This is a genomic window from Corynebacterium sp., from assembly GCF_030152825.1.
In the GTDB taxonomy this organism is placed as follows: domain Bacteria; phylum Actinomycetota; class Actinomycetes; order Mycobacteriales; family Mycobacteriaceae; genus Corynebacterium.
In genome coordinates, this window is record NZ_JASLIP010000037.1 from 25,227 (window position 1) to 40,801 (window position 15,575).

A 15,575-nucleotide genomic window follows, 5' to 3' on the forward strand; every position below is an offset into this window, starting at 1 on the left:
CGGGGCGTTTATCCCCTAGACGCTGCCGACGTTGCCCTCGGCGAAGAAGTGGTGGCCCGGGCGGCGCACACGGCCCTGCACCGGCGGCAGCATCGAGTACTGGTCGTAGGTCGCGCGGTCGTAGTCACGCTGCCAGTCGTCCGGGGCCTTTTCTTCCAGCAGGCTGCCCGGCTCGAGCCACGGGTAGAGGTCCTCGTACGGGCGAGCCTGGGTCTGGTCCACGCGGCGCACCAGGTGGCCGGGACCCAGCTGACTGACGTCATGCAGCCCCATGGCTCCCAGAATGCGAGTGGTGGACTTCAGCGTATTGCGGTGGTAGTTCGCCACACGCTCGGCCTTGCTGTCGACATCCAGGCCGCGGGCGAGCCACGGATTCTGGGTGGCCACACCGGTCGGGCAGGTGTTGTCGTGGCACTTCTTGGCCTGGATGCAGCCTGCGGCCATCATCATGCCGCGGGCGGACATCGTGAAGTCCGCGCCGATCGCAAGGCGGCGGATGATATCCGCGCCACCGACGACCTTACCGGCCGCGCCGACGGCGACCTGGTCGCGCAGGCCCGTGCCCACCAGTGCGTTGTGGACGATCATCAGCCCCTCGGTCAGCGGGGTACCCACGCGGTCCAGGAACTCCAGTGGGGCCGCACCCGTGCCGCCCTCGGCACCGTCGACGGTGATCCAGTCCGGGGCGGTCTTCGCCTTGAGCATCGCCTTACACAGGGAGAGCACCTCGTGGCGGGAACCCACGCAGAACTTGATGCCCACCGGTTTGCCGTTGGCCAGGCGGCGCAGCTTCTTAACGAAGTGCATCAGCTCCAGCGGGGTGTCGAACTCGGAGTGCCACGCCGGGGAGAGGCAGTCCTGCCCCTCCTCGATGCCGCGGGCCTCGGCGATCTCCGCGTTGACCTTGTGGCCCGGCAGCATGCCGCCCATGCCCGGCTTCGCACCCTGGCTGAGCTTGATGAGGATGCCCTTGACCTCCGGGTAGTTGGCCTTGACGCGGAACTGCTCGGGGTCGAAGTGGCCGTCCTCGGTACGGCAGCCGAAGTAGCTGGAGCCGATCTCCCAGATCAGGTCCGCACCGTACTCCAGGTGGTACTTGGTCAGCCCGCCCTCACCAGTCTCCTGGATAAAGCCGCCCATCGCCGCGCCCTTGTTCATCGCGAGCACAGCGTTGGCGGACAGGGAGCCGAACGACATCGAGGAGATGTTGAACAGGGAGATGTCATAGGGCTGGGTGCACTCCGGGCCGCCGAGGCGCACGAGTGGTGCGTCAGTACGGGCCGGCACCGGGTGGGTGGAGTGAAGCAGGTGGTCACGGCCCGGAACGAAGAGGTCGCGCTGGGTGCCGAAGGCCTCCTCCGCCGGGAGGTTCTTCGCGCTCTGGTACACCATCGTGCGGGTCACGCGGTCGAACGGGCGGCCATCGATGTTGGACTCGACGAAGTACTGCTGGATCTCCGGGCGGATGGATTCCATCATCCAGCGGGCGCGGCCCAGAACCGGGTAGTTACGGCGAATGGCGTGCTTGGGCTGGATGATGTCCACCGCCGCGACGGCAGAGGCGGCCAGTGCCCCGTACTTCACCGCTTTACGGATGAGTTTGCGACCACTTGGCATGATGATGCTCCTTAAGAATTTTATTCTCCGGCTACGTGGTGAACCAGACGACGATCGCGATGACCACGCAAATGGCCAGCGCCATCGTCAACATCCCCGTGGTTCGAACCACTCGAGTTTCCAGGGTACGCCGGGCAACCCAGGACACGAAGACCTGGACATCCAGCGGCAGCTTCTCCCCCGGCCCTTCGAACTCCACGTGGAGGTTGCGCAGGCCCCGGTTATCGGAACTGTACTGCCCAGCCTTCTCGCCGTCGATGTCGAGGACGAAGTTGCGGCGGGATTCAGCGATGATTCCGATCTCGTGGCGGTCCGCGTTGATGGTCACCCGGTCCGCGGTGTGGAACTTATCGCTGTTCCCCTTCGCGGTCCAGGTACCCGTCGGGTTCTCGGCCTGTGCCTCCGGTCCCTCGTCGGCGGTGAGCCGCCAGGTGTCGCCGCCGAAGCGGATGTGCTGCACCCCGCGCTCATCGGCGAACTCCGCGATGCGGTCCATGTCATCCGCCGGTCCGGCATAGATCGGGAACGTGTGCCCGTCGCTGGGCACGCCCCATCGGATGTCGCTATTCATTAGCAGCCAGCCAGGCGCTGCGCGAGGTAGCCCTCGAGCTCGTCGATAGCGACGCGCTCCTGCTCCATCGTGTCGCGCTCGCGGACGGTGACGGCGTTGTCTTCCAGGGTGTCGAAGTCGACGGTCACGCAGTACGGGGTGCCGATCTCGTCCTGACGACGGTAGCGGCGACCAATAGCACCGGAGGTGTCGTAGTCGATGTTCCACAGACCGCGCAGCTTGTCGGCAATCTTCTCCGCGGTCGGGGTCAGGGTCTCCTTCTTCGACAGCGGCAGGACGGCGACCTTCACCGGGGACAGACGCGGGTCCAGCTTCAGGACGGTGCGGGTGTCGGTGCCGCCCTTAGCGTTCGGCACCTCCTCCTCGGTGTAAGCGTCGACGAGGAAGGCCATCAGGGAGCGACCCAGGCCGGCGGCCGGCTCGATGACGTACGGGATCCAGCGCTCTTCCTTCTGCTGGTCGTAGTAGGACAGGTCCTCGCCGGATCCCTCGGAGTGGGTCTTCAGGTCGTAGTCCGTGCGGTTGGCGATGCCCTCGAGCTCGCCCCACTTGGAGCCGGTGAAATGGAAGGCGTACTCGACGTCCACGGTGCGCTTGGCGTAGTGGGACAGCTCGTCCTCGGTATGCTCGCGCAGGCGCAGGTTCTCGCGGTCAATGCCCAGGTTGACGTACCAGTTCAGACGCTGCTCGATCCAGTACTCCTGCCACTTCTCGTCGGTGCCCGGCTCGACGAAGAACTCCATCTCCATCTGCTCGAACTCGCGGGTGCGGAAGATGAAGTTGCCCGGGGTGATCTCGTTGCGGAAAGACTTACCGATCTGGGCGATACCGAACGGCGGCTTCTGGCGGGAGGAGTTCATTACGTTCTTGAACTGCGTGAAGATGCCCTGTGCGGTCTCCGGACGCAGGTAGGCCAGGCCTTCCTTGTCGTCGACCGGACCCAGGTAGGTCTTCATCAGACCGGAGAAGGCGCGCGGCTCGGTCCACTTGCCCGGCTGGCCGGTCTCCGGGTCGTTGATATCAGCCAAGCCGTTTGCCGGCGGGTGGCCGTGCTTCTCCTCGTAGGCCTCCAGCAGGTGGTCGGCGCGGTAGCGCTTGTGGGTGTAGAGAGACTCGACCAGCGGGTCGGTGAAGACGTCCACGTGGCCGGAGACCTCCCACACGCGGCGCGGGAGGATGACGGAGCTGTCCAGGCCGACGACGTCGCCGCGGCTGGTCACCATCGAGCGCCACCACTGGCGCTTGATGTTCTCCTTGAGCTCCACGCCCAGCGGGCCGTAATCCCACGCAGAGCGGGTACCGCCGTAAATCTCACCACAGGGGTAAACCAGGCCACGGCGCTTCGCGAGGTTGACAACGGCATCTACTTTTCCTGCCATGCTGGGACGCTCTCCTTTAAAACGAACTCTGTTCTGCAATTTCTTGCACTGTTGCGCGACCTGCATTCCTGGACACCAGGGCGGTCGCTTGCCAGAGGCTATCTTAACCGATATGGCAATTCGGCGTTTCAGTGCATCCCCTCCTCGCCGTACCACCCCACAGGTCCGTTATTGACAACTTACTGAAAACCAGCGTCGCCAGGGCTAGGCTTCGATTCATGACTAGCAAGAACTCCACCGGCGGAATCAACATCGGTCAGCGCAATACCCGGCAGCGCGCGGCGGTCGTCGCCATGCTCGAACAGGTGGAGGAATTCGCCAGCGCCCAGGACATCCACGCTCGCCTCGTCGCGGCGGGCGAGAAGGTTGGGCTCACCACGGTCTACCGCACCCTGCAGCAGATGTCCGCGATGGGGGCGATCGACACGCTCAATAACGAGTCCGGGGAGACCCTCTACCGGCGCTGCGCCATGGATACCCACCACCATCACCTGGTGTGCAACGACTGCCGCACGACCGTGGAGATCGACGGCGGTCCGGTGGAAGACTGGGCCCGCGACGTCGCAAAGAAGTACGGCTTCCGCAAGACAGGCCACACTGCGGATATCTTCGGCCTCTGCGCGGACTGCGCCGCAAAGAAGTCCTAGAAGCTTTAAACGCTGACGTCGAAGAGGGAACCCAGCCCGTAGGTCACCGCAGCGGCCCCGGCGCCGATAGCCAGCTGGCGCAATGCGCGCTTAGCCGGGGAGGCGCCGGAGAGCAGGCCCACGATCCCGCCGGTCAGCAGCAGGGCTATCCCCACCAACACGCAGGCGATCACCGCAGCGCTCAGCCCGTCCGCGCCGAAGAGGTACGGCAGCACTGGCACGATCGCGCCCAGGGAGAACAGCAGGAAGCTCGACACCGCGGCGGATACCGGGGAGCCCGTGGACTCCTCGTCCTTCGGGGCTGCCTCCGCCGAAGACTCGTGGGCTGAAGAACCGTGGGCCGGATCCTCGTAGGGCAACCCCACGTCCACCGCCGGGGAGGAAAGAATCTCCTCGAAGACCCGCTGCGCCTTCGCCCGGGCTTCCTCCGGCGCCATGCCACGGGCACGGTAGACCAGCTCCAGCTCGTTTTCCCGCACGTCCAGCTTCGGCACCGCCCCCGCGGTGTCTTCCGCCGGGGCGTTGGCCGCGAGCAGCTCCTGCTGGCTGGAGACCGAAACGTACTCGCCGGCAGCCATGGACAACGCACCGGCCAGCAGCCCGGCAATGCCGGTCACCAACACCACGTTCGAGGGGGCGCCGGTGCCGACCATGCCCAGCACCAGCGCGAGGTTCGAAACCAGCCCGTCGTTCGCCCCGAAGATCGCTGCCCGGAAGTCCCCCGACATCCGTGCCCGGCCACGCGCCGCCAGACCGCGGACCACCTCCGCGTGAATGGCCTCGTCCGCAAGAATCGAATCCGCCGCATCAATATCCGCCACCCCGCTGCGGCGCTCCTCCGCCGACTGCAACAGCGCAAGCACGAAGACCGAACCGAAACGCTCCGCCAAGAAGGCGTGCATCCGGGTGCTGAAGCTGGCCTTCTGCGGCAGGCCGACGTACTCCCCCAACCGGGCGCGCCAATAGGCCTCGTGCCGGGCCTCCGCCTCAGCCAGGCCTAGCAGGATCTCGCGCTCCTCCCCCGTCTTCTTGCGCGCCAGCTCGCGGTACACGGCCCCCTCCGCCCGCTCGTCGGCGAGATAGCGCCGCCACGTGGCGATCTGTTTCTTGGTCGGCTGCTCCACTGGTTGCTCAGCCGGCAGCTCGTCAGGCTGCTCGTTGGGCCGCTGATCCGGCTGATCAACCACGAACCATCACGCCTTCCTCACGCCGCGGCGGCGACGTCATAAAAATCAGAGAAGCAGAAAAGAAAACCAGAGAGCAATCCTACTTCACGCCACCGAAGCGGCGATCCCGCGAAGCGAACTCCCAGATCGCCCCGCGCAGGTGAGCCGGGGTGTAGTCCGGGAACAGCACCTGCTGGTAGACCATCTCGGCATAAGCCGACTGCCAGATCAAAAAGTTGCTGGTCCGCTGCTCCCCCGACGGGCGCAGGAACAGGTCCACGTCCGGCATGTCGGGCTCGTCGAGGTAACGGGCGAAATCCTTCTCGGAGACATCCCGGGGCTTGATCCGCCCGTGATTCGCCTCTGCCACCAGGGCCTTCGCCGCATCCGCGATCTCCGCGCGGCCGCCGTAGTTGATGCACATGTACAGCGTCATCCGAGTGTTGTGCTTCGTCTGCTCCTCCGCGCGCTCCAGCTCGCTAATCACCGAGCGCCACAGGCGCGGGCGGCGGCCCACCCAACGGATCCGCACCCCGAGGGAGTCCAGGTAATCGCGCTGTTTGCGCAGCACATCCCTGTTGAAGCCCATGAGGAAGCGCACCTCCTCGGCCGAGCGCCGCCAGTTCTCCGTGGAGAAGGCATAAGCAGAGAGCGCCTCGACGCCCAGCTCAAGGCACTCCTCCACCAGGCTGATCAGCACCGCCTCGCCGCGCTTGTGCCCCTCGGTGCGCGCCAGACCGCGTTCCTGCGCCCAGCGGCCGTTGCCGTCCATGACCAGCGCGATGTGCCGCGGCACAAGCCCGGTGGGGAGGCTGGCGATCTGTTCTCGGGTTGCGGTTTCGTTCTTCACAACAGCCATTGTGCCAGCCCCACTCCGCAGGCCCGTTATTCCCTCCCGCGGTCACCCCGTTGTCGTGGGGACGACGCCACCCGCCGGCGGGTGGTCCTTCCCGGCCGGGCCCGATCGGCTCAGAGGGCAGCGTAGGCCGGGCAGGCGACCTCCAGCTGCTGGCGGACGTGCGCCAACAGCAGTTCGTGGGCCACCCGCACGTTGCCGGGGTTGGCCGCGACCTGGGCGGCCACCGCCAGCCGGTCGTGGGCCAGCAGCCACAGCAGGCGCACCGCCTCGGGCGGCGGGGTGGCCGAGCCCGGCGGGCGACAGAGCACGCACACACTACCCCCAACGCGCGGGTGGAAGGCCCGGTGCGGACCGGGGCGGCCGCACTGGGCGCAGTCCACGAGACTGGGCATCCAGCCAGCCTCAGCGAGCCCGTGGAGGACGAAGCGATCGGCCACACTCACCGGGGGCAGCTCTGGGGCGGCGGGGTCGGTCCCGGCAAGCAGGGCGAGGTTGGCGTCCAAGCTAGAAAAGACGGCCTCGGAGGAGCCCTCCGCGGTGGAGAGGATCTGGGCGAGCTCCAGCATGGCGGCCCCGGCGAAGTACTTGTCCACGTCCGCGACGATGGGGCCGGCGTAGCTGGCCAGGGAGGCGGCATCCGTGATCTTTCCCAGGCTGCGGCCCCGGTAGACCTGCACGCTGACCTTCGAGAAGCGGTCGAGGCGAGCGCCGAAGCGGGACTTCGTCTTGCGGATGCCCTTGGCGACCGCGCGCACTACCCCGTGGCTGCGGGTCAGCAACACGAGGATGAGGTCGGCCTCCCCCAGCTTGTAGCTGCGCAAGACGAAGGCCTCGTCCCGGAAGTTCGGGCGAGGCGAGAAAGAAGACATGGCTGACAGGCTACCGCGTGGGGCGGCTGCTTAGACGATGAGCTCGGGGTGCGCGTCGGAGCGACGCCGGATCCGCTTCCAAGCGGTGGCCGTCGCGGCGATGGCGGCGACCATCTCCAGGGCCACGCGCAGCAGGGCGATCTCGATGAAGGCGACCACGGCATAGAGCACGCCGGAGACCAGGACGTTCGCCACGTTTGGCTCGAAGCTGATCTCCGGGAAGCTGGTGAAGAACTCGGAGCCGTCGAAACCATTGATGGAGATGCCCACCCCGCTCAGTCCGATCATCGAGCCGAAGGTCATGACCACCGCATTCACCAGAATGATCACGATGCCCAGAATGTAGAGCACCCGGATGAAGCCGGGGGAAAGGATGCGGTCAAAGCCGAAGTCCGTCAGCGTGCGGAGGAAGCCCTCCGGCTTCGCGGTCTGGCTAGTTCTGGTCGCCATGGCTCGGGCCCGGGTTCGGCAGGTGCGGCGGGTAGTTCTGCTGCGCGGAGTTCTCACGCTGCTGGGCTGCGCTGTGGTTCTGCACCTGGCCCTGCTCCATGGCGCGCAGGCGCTGCTCCTGGCGCGCGTCGATGGCCTGCACCGACTGGGAAGTGCGGATCAGGGAGACCGCGACCTCCAGGTAGACGCGGGACAGCGCCAGCACCGCCACCGTAATCAGCACGATCGGCGGGACAGCCAGGACGAAGACCAGCAGGCTGAAGCCCAGCGGCTGGCCGGAGAAGAACACACTCACCGCGCCCAGCAGCGCCAGGCCGGCGGCCACGCCGATGACCACGAAGAGCACCATGTACAGCACCTGGGCCACGCTCGGGGTGACGTAGCGGCGGAAGCTGAAGTCGAATAGCGCGCCGAGGAAGCTGCCGTCCTGTGGGTCCTGAGCCCCGGGGCTGGGCCGATACTCCGGAGTGCGGTTTTCCATGCCCTGGCCCTGCAGGAAGGTCTCGTTGGCCTGCCGGGCCTGCTCAGGCGTCAGCTCGCCCGGGGTGCGGGGTGAGAAGTCAGAAGGTTGTTTTTCGGGGTTTTCCATGTGTTCTCCTCGGGTGCGCGATCGCGCCGGTGTGCCGCGATGCGCCCAGTGGCCGGGCCGGGCGCGGGTTTAGAAGCCCATGCGCTCCAGTGCCTTCGGGTCGGACTGCCAGTTCTTCGCCACCTTCAGGCGGACGTCCAGGAAGATGTTCTGCCCCAGCATCTCGATGATCTGGAGGCGGGAGTTGTGCACGATGCGGGACAGGCGGCGGTTGTTGCGGCCTCGCAGGATGGCCTTCTGCCCTTCCCGCTCCACGTAGATCACCGCGTGCACGTTCAGCACGCCCTCCCTGGTCGGGGACGGCAGGATCTCGTCCACCTTCACCGCCACCGAGTGCGGCAGCTCGTGCTCCAGTCCACTCAGCGCGGCCTCACGGATCAGCTCGGCGATGCGGGTCTCGGTGTCGTCGTCGGTGACGTGGTCGTCAGGGTAGAACTTCGGGCCCTCGGGCAGCTTCTCGGCGATGACGTCCACCAGGGTTTCCAGCTGGAACCCGTCCTGGGCGGACAGCGGGACGACGTCCACCTCGGCGCCGTCGAGCGCTTCGGTGAGCATGGCGTGCAGGCCGAGTAGCTGCTGGCCAACCCGGTCCTTCGAGACCTTGTCGGTCTTGGTGACGATGCCCATCAGCGGCACCTTGGGTGCGACATGCCGGACGTTTTCCACGATCCAGCGGTCGCCTGGGCCAATCTTCTCGTCGGCCGGCACGCACACACAGATCAGGTCCATGTCCACGTAGGTTTCCTTGACCACGTCGTTGAGCCGCTCGCCCAGCAGAGTGCGCGGCCGGTGCAGTCCCGGGGTGTCCACGACGACGATCTGGGCCTTCGGCCGGTGCACGAGCCCGCGGATCGGGTGGCGAGTGGTCTCCGGCTGGTCGGCGGTGATGGCGATCTTCTCGCCGACCAGGGCGTTGGTCAGCGTGGACTTGCCGGTGTTCGGCCGGCCCACGAAGCTCACGAAGCCGGAGCGGAAGCCCTCGGGCGTGTCGAAGCCGAGCCCAGCATTCGCACCGTCATTCGTGGGCTTGCCTGCTGCTGGGCTGGCAGCGGCGTCTGCGGGGAGCATCGACTCATCGGGGAAGTTCATCTCGCTAGTCACCCTCCCCATTCTGCCCTACTGCAGGCCGTGGGGCGGAATCATCGCGTCGCGGGTTAGCCTCGCCGGAACCGGACTGGGCCGCTGCCTCGGCACCATCCTCAGCGGGCTGATCCTCCCCCGGGGCCACCCGGCTGACGACCGCGGACTTCACGATGTAGCGACCCCTCTTGTTGTGCCCGCCCTCGAAGACCAGGTGCAGCCCGGCGGTGGTGATCTCCGCCCCCGGCATCGGCACCTTGCCCAGCTCCAGGGCACCCAGCCCAGCCACTGTGTCGGCCTGGTCATGCTGCTCCTCACTGAACTCGATTTCCGTGGCTCGCTCCGGAACCCAGCTGCGGTCCTCCCGGGAGCCCTCGCCGCCGCGTTCCTCGCGGGCCGCCTCCCCGTTTCCAGACTCGCCACGGGAGGAGTCCCACTGCTCGCCGTGGTGCACGCCCTCGTAGCGCTGCTCACGGAAGAGCTCTTCCAGCTCGTCCAGGGAGAGCCGGGAGCTGACCCGGTAACGGTCATCGCCCAGGTCCTCGATCGGCAGGTCCTCGACGGCGTCGTATTCGTCGGAAATCTCGCCGACGATCTCCTCCAGGATGTCCTCGATGGAGATCAGGCCCGCGACCGCGCCGTACTCGTCGACCAGCATCGTCAGGTGCACCTGGTCGCGCTGCATATCCTCGAGCAGGTCGGTGAGCAGCCGGGAATCAGGGACGAAGTTCGGCTTGCGCATCACCTCGGTCACCGGCGTGTGACGGCCGGCGTCCTGGTCGTGGTACGTCTGCGCAACCAGATCCTTGAGATAGACGATGCCGACGATGTCGTCGACGTCCTCGCCGATCACCGGTAGACGGGACAGCCCGGAGCGCACGCACAGGCTCGTCGCCTGGCCGGCGGACTTCGTGTCCTCGATCCACACCATCTCCGTGCGCGGCACCATCACCGCACGCGCGGTCGTATTCGTCAGGTCGAAGACGGACTGGATCATCCGGCGCTCGTCGGTCTCCACGATGCCGTGCTCCGTAGCGATGTCCACCATCTCCCGCAGCTCGATCTCCGAGGCGAACGGGCCGTCCCTAAAGCCCCGGCCTGGGGAGAGCACCGAACCAGCGCGCACCAGCCCGCGGGCAAGAAAACCGAAGACCCGGTTCACCCCCAGCAGGAATGGGGCCGCCGCCAGGGAAATGGAGTAAGGGTTTTGACGTCCCAAAGTGCGAGACAGCACGCCGATGACGACGAAGTTGATGAGCGCCGTCAGAACAATCGCGGCGACCAGGGACCAGACGTGCAGACCGAAGGCCTCGACGAACACCGCCGCCATCAGCGCCGTGCCCGTGACCTCGCACAGGGTGCGCAGCAGGACTAGCAGGTTGATGTGCTCCGCGCGGTACGTCATGACCTTGGCCAAGCGACGGGAACCTGGCCTCTCGTCCTTCACCAGCGTCTCAACCCGCGCCGCAGAGAGCGAGGATAGTGCGGTCTCAGCAAGGGAGAACACCGCGCCGACCGCGAGCGCGAGAATTAGGCCGATAGTGCCAGCTAATATCCAGTAGTCCATTTACCTAGACTCGGTTTCTGCATCGGCACTGAAGGAGCTGCCGGAGCCGGTGTCGTCGCGGTCGGCGGCGCTCGGGAAGGCCGCGGCACCGCTCGGCTTCGGGCCGAACTTCACGCCGCGCTCCTCCTGGGAGTCGTACCAATTCGCCAGGACCTCGTTCTGGATGGAGAACATCTGCTGTTCCTCCTCCGGGGTCACGTGGTCGAAGCCCAGCAGGTGCAGCACGCCGTGCACGGTCAGCAGGTCCAGCTCGTGGGCCAGGGAGTGGCCGGCGCGCTCGGCCTGCCCCTTCGCGAAACTCGGGCAGAGCATGATGTCGCCCAGCATCGCCGGGGAGGTCGGCGGGCCGTCCTTGCGGCCCCATCCCGGGGTGAGCTCATCCATTGGGAAGCTCATGACATCCGTCGGGCCCGGCAGGTTCAGCCAGCGCAGGTGGAGATCGGCGATGGTCTCCTCGTCCACGATGTGGATGGACAGCTCCGCGCTGGAGTGGACGTCCATGGTCCACAGCGTATAGCGGGCGACGTCGATCAGCTCTTCCTCGTTGATCTCGCCCCAGCCGGATTCGTTAAAAACCTCGATGCTCACTAGCGGGTTCTCCATTCCTGTTCTTCTTCACGGTCCAAGCGGGCGAGCTCCTCTTCGGCCTCGAAGCGCTCGTAGGCGTCCACGATGCGGGTCACCAGGCGGTGCCGGACGACGTCGTTGCTGCTCAGCTCGGCGAAACGGATGCCGTCCACGCCGTCCAGGATTTCCTGGCTTGCGGCCAGGCCGCTGCGCTGATTCTTCGGCAGGTCCACCTGGGTCAGGTCGCCGGTGATCACCATCTTCGACCCGAAGCCGAGGCGGGTGAGGAACATCTTCATCTGCGCGGGCGTGGTGTTCTGCGCCTCGTCCAGGATGACGAAGCTGTTGTTCAGCGTGCGGCCGCGCATATAGGCCAGCGGGGCGACCTCGATGACGCCGGATTCCATGAGCCGCGGGATGATCTCCGGATCCACCATCTCCCGCAGCGCGTCGTGGAGGGGGCGCAGGTAGGGGTCGATCTTGTCGCCCAGGGTGCCGGGCAGGAAGCCGAGGTTCTCCCCCGCCTCCACGGCCGGACGGGTGAGGATGATCCGGGTGACCTCCTTGGCCTGCAGCGCCTGCACTGCCTTGGCCATCGCCAGGTAGGTCTTGCCCGTGCCTGCGGGGCCGAGCCCGAATACGACCGAGTAGTTGTCGATCGCCTCGACGTACTCTTCCTGGCCGAGGGTCTTGGGCCGCACCGCCTTGCCGCGGTAGCTGACGATCGGAGCGGCCTTGTAGTTCAGCGCCGCGCCCTGCTCGTCGAGCATTTCGATAATGCGACGGGTGACGTCCGGGGTGACCGTCTGGCCGTGATCAGCGATGGCGGCCATCTCCATCAGGATCTTGCGGGTGCGGCTCACCTCGCTGGCCTCGCCGCGCAAGACCAGGTGGTTGCCACGGGTCAGGATGTCTGCGTCGACGGTGTCTTCGACGATCCTGAGATTTTCATCTGCCGGACCGGAGACGGCCAGCACGGCTTCTGGGGGAAGTTCAAGGGTGGAGCTGGCTACTCGCGGGCGTGGTGACTGCGCTGCGTGGGCTCCGTGGGTGCGGACAGTATGAGGAACCATATGGGCCTTATCCTACCGCGCTCTATCAGTCAGTGAGGGCGCCGATCGCTCCCAGCGGCCGGTGAGGGCACCAATCGCCCCCAACGCCACGGCGCCTGCGGTGGCGGTGCGCAGCACCTCGGGTCCGAGGACGACCGGTTGGCCGCCGAGCCCCTCGAGGGCCGTCAGCTCGTCCGGGGTGATGCCGCCCTCCGGCCCGATGACAAGCACAATTTCCTCTACTCCGGCCGCGCTCTCGACGAAGGATCGGAAGCTGCCGCGGGCGTCCTCGTGAAGCATCCCGAGGCGCGCGGTTGGTTCGGGCGCGGCGAGCCCCGGCACGAGCTCCGGCAGGTCGCTGAGATTGCGCAGCAGCCCAGTGATCTCGGGAAGGACGAGCCGGCGGGACTGCTTGGTGGCCGCGAAGGCGGTTTTCTCCCAGCGGGCCAGGGCTTTGTCTTCCTTCTTGTCCCAGCGGGCGATGCAGCGGCTGGCAGCCCACGGGATGATTCGATGCACCCCGGCCTGGACCATCAGGTCCACCGCCAGCTCGGAGCGGTCGGACTTCGGCAGAGCCTGGACGATCGTCACCCGGGGCGTGGGCTGCGGCAGCTCCAGTAGCTCGGAGACCTGCACGCCAGCAGTAGAAAACGTGCCACGCACGGCGGTGGCGGCACCGTCGCTCACGATGACCGCCTCCCCCTCGGCAATGCGCTTGACCTGGCTGTGCCGAGCCTCCGCGCCAGTGAGCTGGACGGAATCACCGACCGCAAGACCATCGGGCAGGGGCTGAATGAACACCGATTCTGTCACTAGTTTCTTCCGCTTCTTCCGCTGGTGGCTCGGCTGGCTACGCCGTTGCACGGGCGCTTGGCTAGGCCGGCCTTATCGGCCTCCCTGCGCCTTCTTAGGCGCGGGAGAAGTGCTTGCGCAGCCGGGAGAACAGGCCGCTGTGCTGGCCACCCTTCATGTTCACTGTCACGTCCTCCTTGGAGTGGTCGCGCAGCTGCTCCAGCAGCTCGCGCTGCTTGTGGCTCAGGTTGTTTGGCACGATGACGTCCACGTGGACGATCAGGTTGCCGTGGCCCTCGCGGCGCAGGTGAGGCATGCCCTGGCCGGACAGGCGAATCTGCTCGTCCGGCTGGGTACCGGCCGGGATCTCCACCGACTCGTTGCTGCCGTCCAGCAGCTCCAGCGAGGTCTTCGTGCCCAGGGCGGCGTCCACCGCCGGGACGGAGATGGTGACGTGCAGGTTATCGCCCTCACGGATGAACATCGGGTGATCCTCGGCCTGGACCTCGATGTAGAGGTCACCGGCCGGCCCACCGCCCGGACCGACCTCGCCCTCACCGGCCATACGGATGCGCATGCCGTCGGAAATACCGGCCGGGATGTTCACCGCGATGTCCCGGCGGGCGCGCACCCGGCCATCACCCTGACAGTTCTCGCACGGGTCCTCAATGATCTCGCCGGTGCCGCCGCAGCGGTGGCACGGGCGGGCGACCTGCACGCGGCCCAGGATGGAGTTCTGAACCTCCATGACCTGGCCCTGCCCGTGACAGGTGGGGCAACCCACCGGCTCGGACTTGGACTGCGACCCCGTCCCCTCGCAGGGCTCGCACAGCACGGCGGTGTCCACGGTGACCTCGTGCTTGATGCCGGAGTAGATCTCCTCCAGGCTCAGCGAGATTCGCAGCAGCGCATCGTTGCCACGGCGTACGCGGGAGACGCGCTGGCCCGCTCCCCCGCCGCCACCGCCGAAGAAGGCGTCGAAGATATCGCCCAGTCCACCGGTGCCGAATCCACCGCCGCCACCCGGCTGGCCGAAGCCCTGCTCCTCTGGGTCCCCGCCGGCGTCCACGATCTGGCGCTTCTGCGGGTCAAGGAGGACCTCCTGGGCGAGGGTCGCCTCCCGGAACTTCTCCGCCGCGTCCTCGGACGGGTTGACGTCCGGGTGGTACTTACGGGCGACCTTGCGATAAGCCTTCTTGATCTCCGCATCGGTGGCGTTTCGTTCCACGCCAAGAATGCCGTAATAGTCACGGGCCACGGTGAGTTTTATCCCCTTTGCTCGCTATCGAAACCAAACTTACAGTCTACTCCCCGGCCAGAATCCGGGATACATAGTGCGCCACTGCGGTCACCTTAGACATCGTGCCAGGGTAGTCCAAGTGCGTCGGGCCCAGCACACCGAGCCCGCCCATGACCGCGTTTTCCGCGCCGTAGCCGGTGGAGATCACCGAGGCGCTGCGCAGCTCTTCGTCCTCATTCTCCTCGCCGATGCTGACCTGGATGCCCATGTCTCGGACCCCGGAGAGGAGCTTGAGAACGACGACCTGCTCTTCCAACGCTTCGAGCACCGGGGTTAATTCCCCCACCCGGGCGATATTCGGGGTGCCGGCGAGAATGAGCCGGTCATTGGGTCGCTCCACCATGGTCTCCATCAGCACGGTCGCCACCGCGATCAGGGCTGGCCGCAGCTCCGCGGGCACCGTCTTCAACCGGGCTTCCTGGGCGAGGGAGGCGATCTTCGCACATGCCTCCTCTAGGGTGAGCCCGACGACGCTGTGGTTGACCAGGTCGCGGACGCGCGGCAGGTCAGACTCGGCGAGCGGTTCGGCGAGGTCGACGTTGCGCTGATCGACCCGGCCGGTGTCCGTGATGAGGACGACGAGCAGACGGTGGGTGGTGAGGCGCACGAGCTCGCAGTGCTTCACCCAGCCGATGCGCATGTCCGGCAGCTGCACGACCGCCACCTGACGGGTCAGCTGGGCCAGCAGCTGCACACTGCGACGCAGGACGTCCTCCAGGTCCACCCCGTGCTCCAGGAAGTCCAGGATCGCCCGCCGCTCCGGCATGCTCATCGGCTTGACCGCGTGGATGCCGTCCACGAAGTGGCGGTAGCCCTTCGCGGTGGGGATGCGCCCGGAGCTGGTGTGCTGCTGGGTGATGTAGCCATCCTTCTCGAGGGCGGCCATGTCGTTGCGGATCGTCGCGGAGGACACTCCCAGCTGGTGCCGGTCGAGGAGCATCTTGGAGCCCACCGGCTCCTGCAGGGAGATGTAGTCCGACACGATGGCGCGCAGCACCTCGCTGCGGCGTTGCTGGGTCGACAGCGACGCGCGGTTCTTGGGCACGCGATTAGTCACGGAAAATGCTCAC

The 15,575-nt window shown here is 66.5% G+C and carries 16 protein-coding genes; 1 reads left to right on the forward strand and 15 read right to left on the reverse strand.

Features of this window, described 5'->3' with window-relative positions:
* Positions 1 to 15: 15 nt before the first annotated feature.
* Genes Q1V78_RS04335 through Q1V78_RS04345 form a run of 3 tightly spaced genes read right to left on the reverse strand, consistent with a single transcriptional unit; the run spans position 16 to position 3,567 of the window.
* A complete protein-coding gene (locus Q1V78_RS04335; RefSeq protein WP_300612040.1) occupies positions 16 to 1,617 on the reverse strand; it encodes an FMN-binding glutamate synthase family protein in 1,602 nt (533 codons plus the stop codon).
* A gap of 31 nt (positions 1,618 to 1,648) precedes the next feature.
* On the reverse strand, positions 1,649 to 2,188 hold the full coding sequence (locus tag Q1V78_RS04340; RefSeq protein WP_300612042.1) for a hypothetical protein: 540 nt from the start codon (positions 2,186 to 2,188) through the stop codon (positions 1,649 to 1,651).
* Complete coding sequence (locus Q1V78_RS04345) at positions 2,188 to 3,567, reverse strand: glycine--tRNA ligase (protein ID WP_148792506.1); 1,380 nt, start codon at positions 3,565 to 3,567, stop codon at positions 2,188 to 2,190. Before Q1V78_RS04345 ends, Q1V78_RS04340 begins: the two co-directional genes overlap by 1 nt.
* Before the next feature lie 218 nt (positions 3,568 to 3,785).
* Here Q1V78_RS04345 and Q1V78_RS04350 point away from each other — a divergent pair, with 218 nt between their 5' ends.
* A complete protein-coding gene (locus tag Q1V78_RS04350; protein ID WP_300612046.1) occupies positions 3,786 to 4,214 on the forward strand; it encodes a Fur family transcriptional regulator in 429 nt (142 codons plus the stop codon).
* A gap of 5 nt (positions 4,215 to 4,219) precedes the next feature.
* On the opposite strand, the gene Q1V78_RS04355 is transcribed toward Q1V78_RS04350, so the two are convergent.
* The 12 genes from Q1V78_RS04355 to hrcA form a co-directional block, all read right to left on the reverse strand.
* Positions 4,220 to 5,401, reverse strand: a complete 1,182-nt coding sequence (locus tag Q1V78_RS04355) for a VIT1/CCC1 transporter family protein (RefSeq protein WP_300612048.1) — start codon at positions 5,399 to 5,401, stop codon at positions 4,220 to 4,222.
* A 79-nt stretch (positions 5,402 to 5,480) separates the two neighbouring features.
* A complete protein-coding gene (locus Q1V78_RS04360) occupies positions 5,481 to 6,239 on the reverse strand; it encodes an isoprenyl transferase (protein WP_300612050.1) in 759 nt (252 codons plus the stop codon).
* 110 nt (positions 6,240 to 6,349) lie between these two features.
* Positions 6,350 to 7,108: a DNA repair protein RecO gene (gene recO / locus Q1V78_RS04365; RefSeq protein ID WP_300612052.1), complete on the reverse strand. Its 759-nt coding sequence runs from the start codon at positions 7,106 to 7,108 to the stop codon at positions 6,350 to 6,352.
* A gap of 30 nt (positions 7,109 to 7,138) precedes the next feature.
* A complete protein-coding gene (locus Q1V78_RS04370) occupies positions 7,139 to 7,558 on the reverse strand; it encodes a DUF4282 domain-containing protein (RefSeq protein WP_300612054.1) in 420 nt (139 codons plus the stop codon).
* Positions 7,542 to 8,147 carry a DUF4282 domain-containing protein gene (locus Q1V78_RS04375; RefSeq protein WP_300612056.1) on the reverse strand — a complete coding sequence of 202 codons (606 nt, stop codon included), beginning with the start codon at positions 8,145 to 8,147 and terminating at the stop codon, positions 7,542 to 7,544. The genes Q1V78_RS04370 and Q1V78_RS04375 overlap by 17 nt, the downstream gene beginning before the upstream one ends.
* A 69-nt stretch (positions 8,148 to 8,216) precedes the next feature.
* Positions 8,217 to 9,257, reverse strand: coding sequence for a GTPase Era (era, locus tag Q1V78_RS04380; protein WP_300612057.1), 1,041 nt, complete (start codon positions 9,255 to 9,257; stop codon positions 8,217 to 8,219).
* Positions 9,241 to 10,794 carry a hemolysin family protein gene (locus tag Q1V78_RS04385; protein WP_300612059.1) on the reverse strand — a complete coding sequence of 518 codons (1,554 nt, stop codon included), beginning with the start codon at positions 10,792 to 10,794 and terminating at the stop codon, positions 9,241 to 9,243. The genes era and Q1V78_RS04385 overlap by 17 nt, the downstream gene beginning before the upstream one ends.
* Positions 10,795 to 11,382: an rRNA maturation RNase YbeY gene (gene ybeY, locus Q1V78_RS04390; RefSeq protein WP_300612147.1), complete on the reverse strand. Its 588-nt coding sequence runs from the start codon at positions 11,380 to 11,382 to the stop codon at positions 10,795 to 10,797.
* Positions 11,382 to 12,434: a PhoH family protein gene (locus Q1V78_RS04395; protein WP_300612061.1), complete on the reverse strand. Its 1,053-nt coding sequence runs from the start codon at positions 12,432 to 12,434 to the stop codon at positions 11,382 to 11,384. Before Q1V78_RS04395 ends, ybeY begins: the two co-directional genes overlap by 1 nt.
* 12 nt (positions 12,435 to 12,446) lie before the next feature.
* Positions 12,447 to 13,226: a 16S rRNA (uracil(1498)-N(3))-methyltransferase gene (locus tag Q1V78_RS04400; protein WP_300612063.1), complete on the reverse strand. Its 780-nt coding sequence runs from the start codon at positions 13,224 to 13,226 to the stop codon at positions 12,447 to 12,449.
* Positions 13,227 to 13,320: 94 nt separating this feature from the next.
* Complete coding sequence (gene dnaJ, locus Q1V78_RS04405; protein WP_300612065.1) at positions 13,321 to 14,463, reverse strand: molecular chaperone DnaJ; 1,143 nt, start codon at positions 14,461 to 14,463, stop codon at positions 13,321 to 13,323.
* Between the two features lie 46 nt (positions 14,464 to 14,509).
* A complete protein-coding gene (gene hrcA / locus Q1V78_RS04410; RefSeq protein ID WP_300612067.1) occupies positions 14,510 to 15,562 on the reverse strand; it encodes a heat-inducible transcriptional repressor HrcA in 1,053 nt (350 codons plus the stop codon).
* Positions 15,563 to 15,575: the final 13 nt, after the last annotated feature.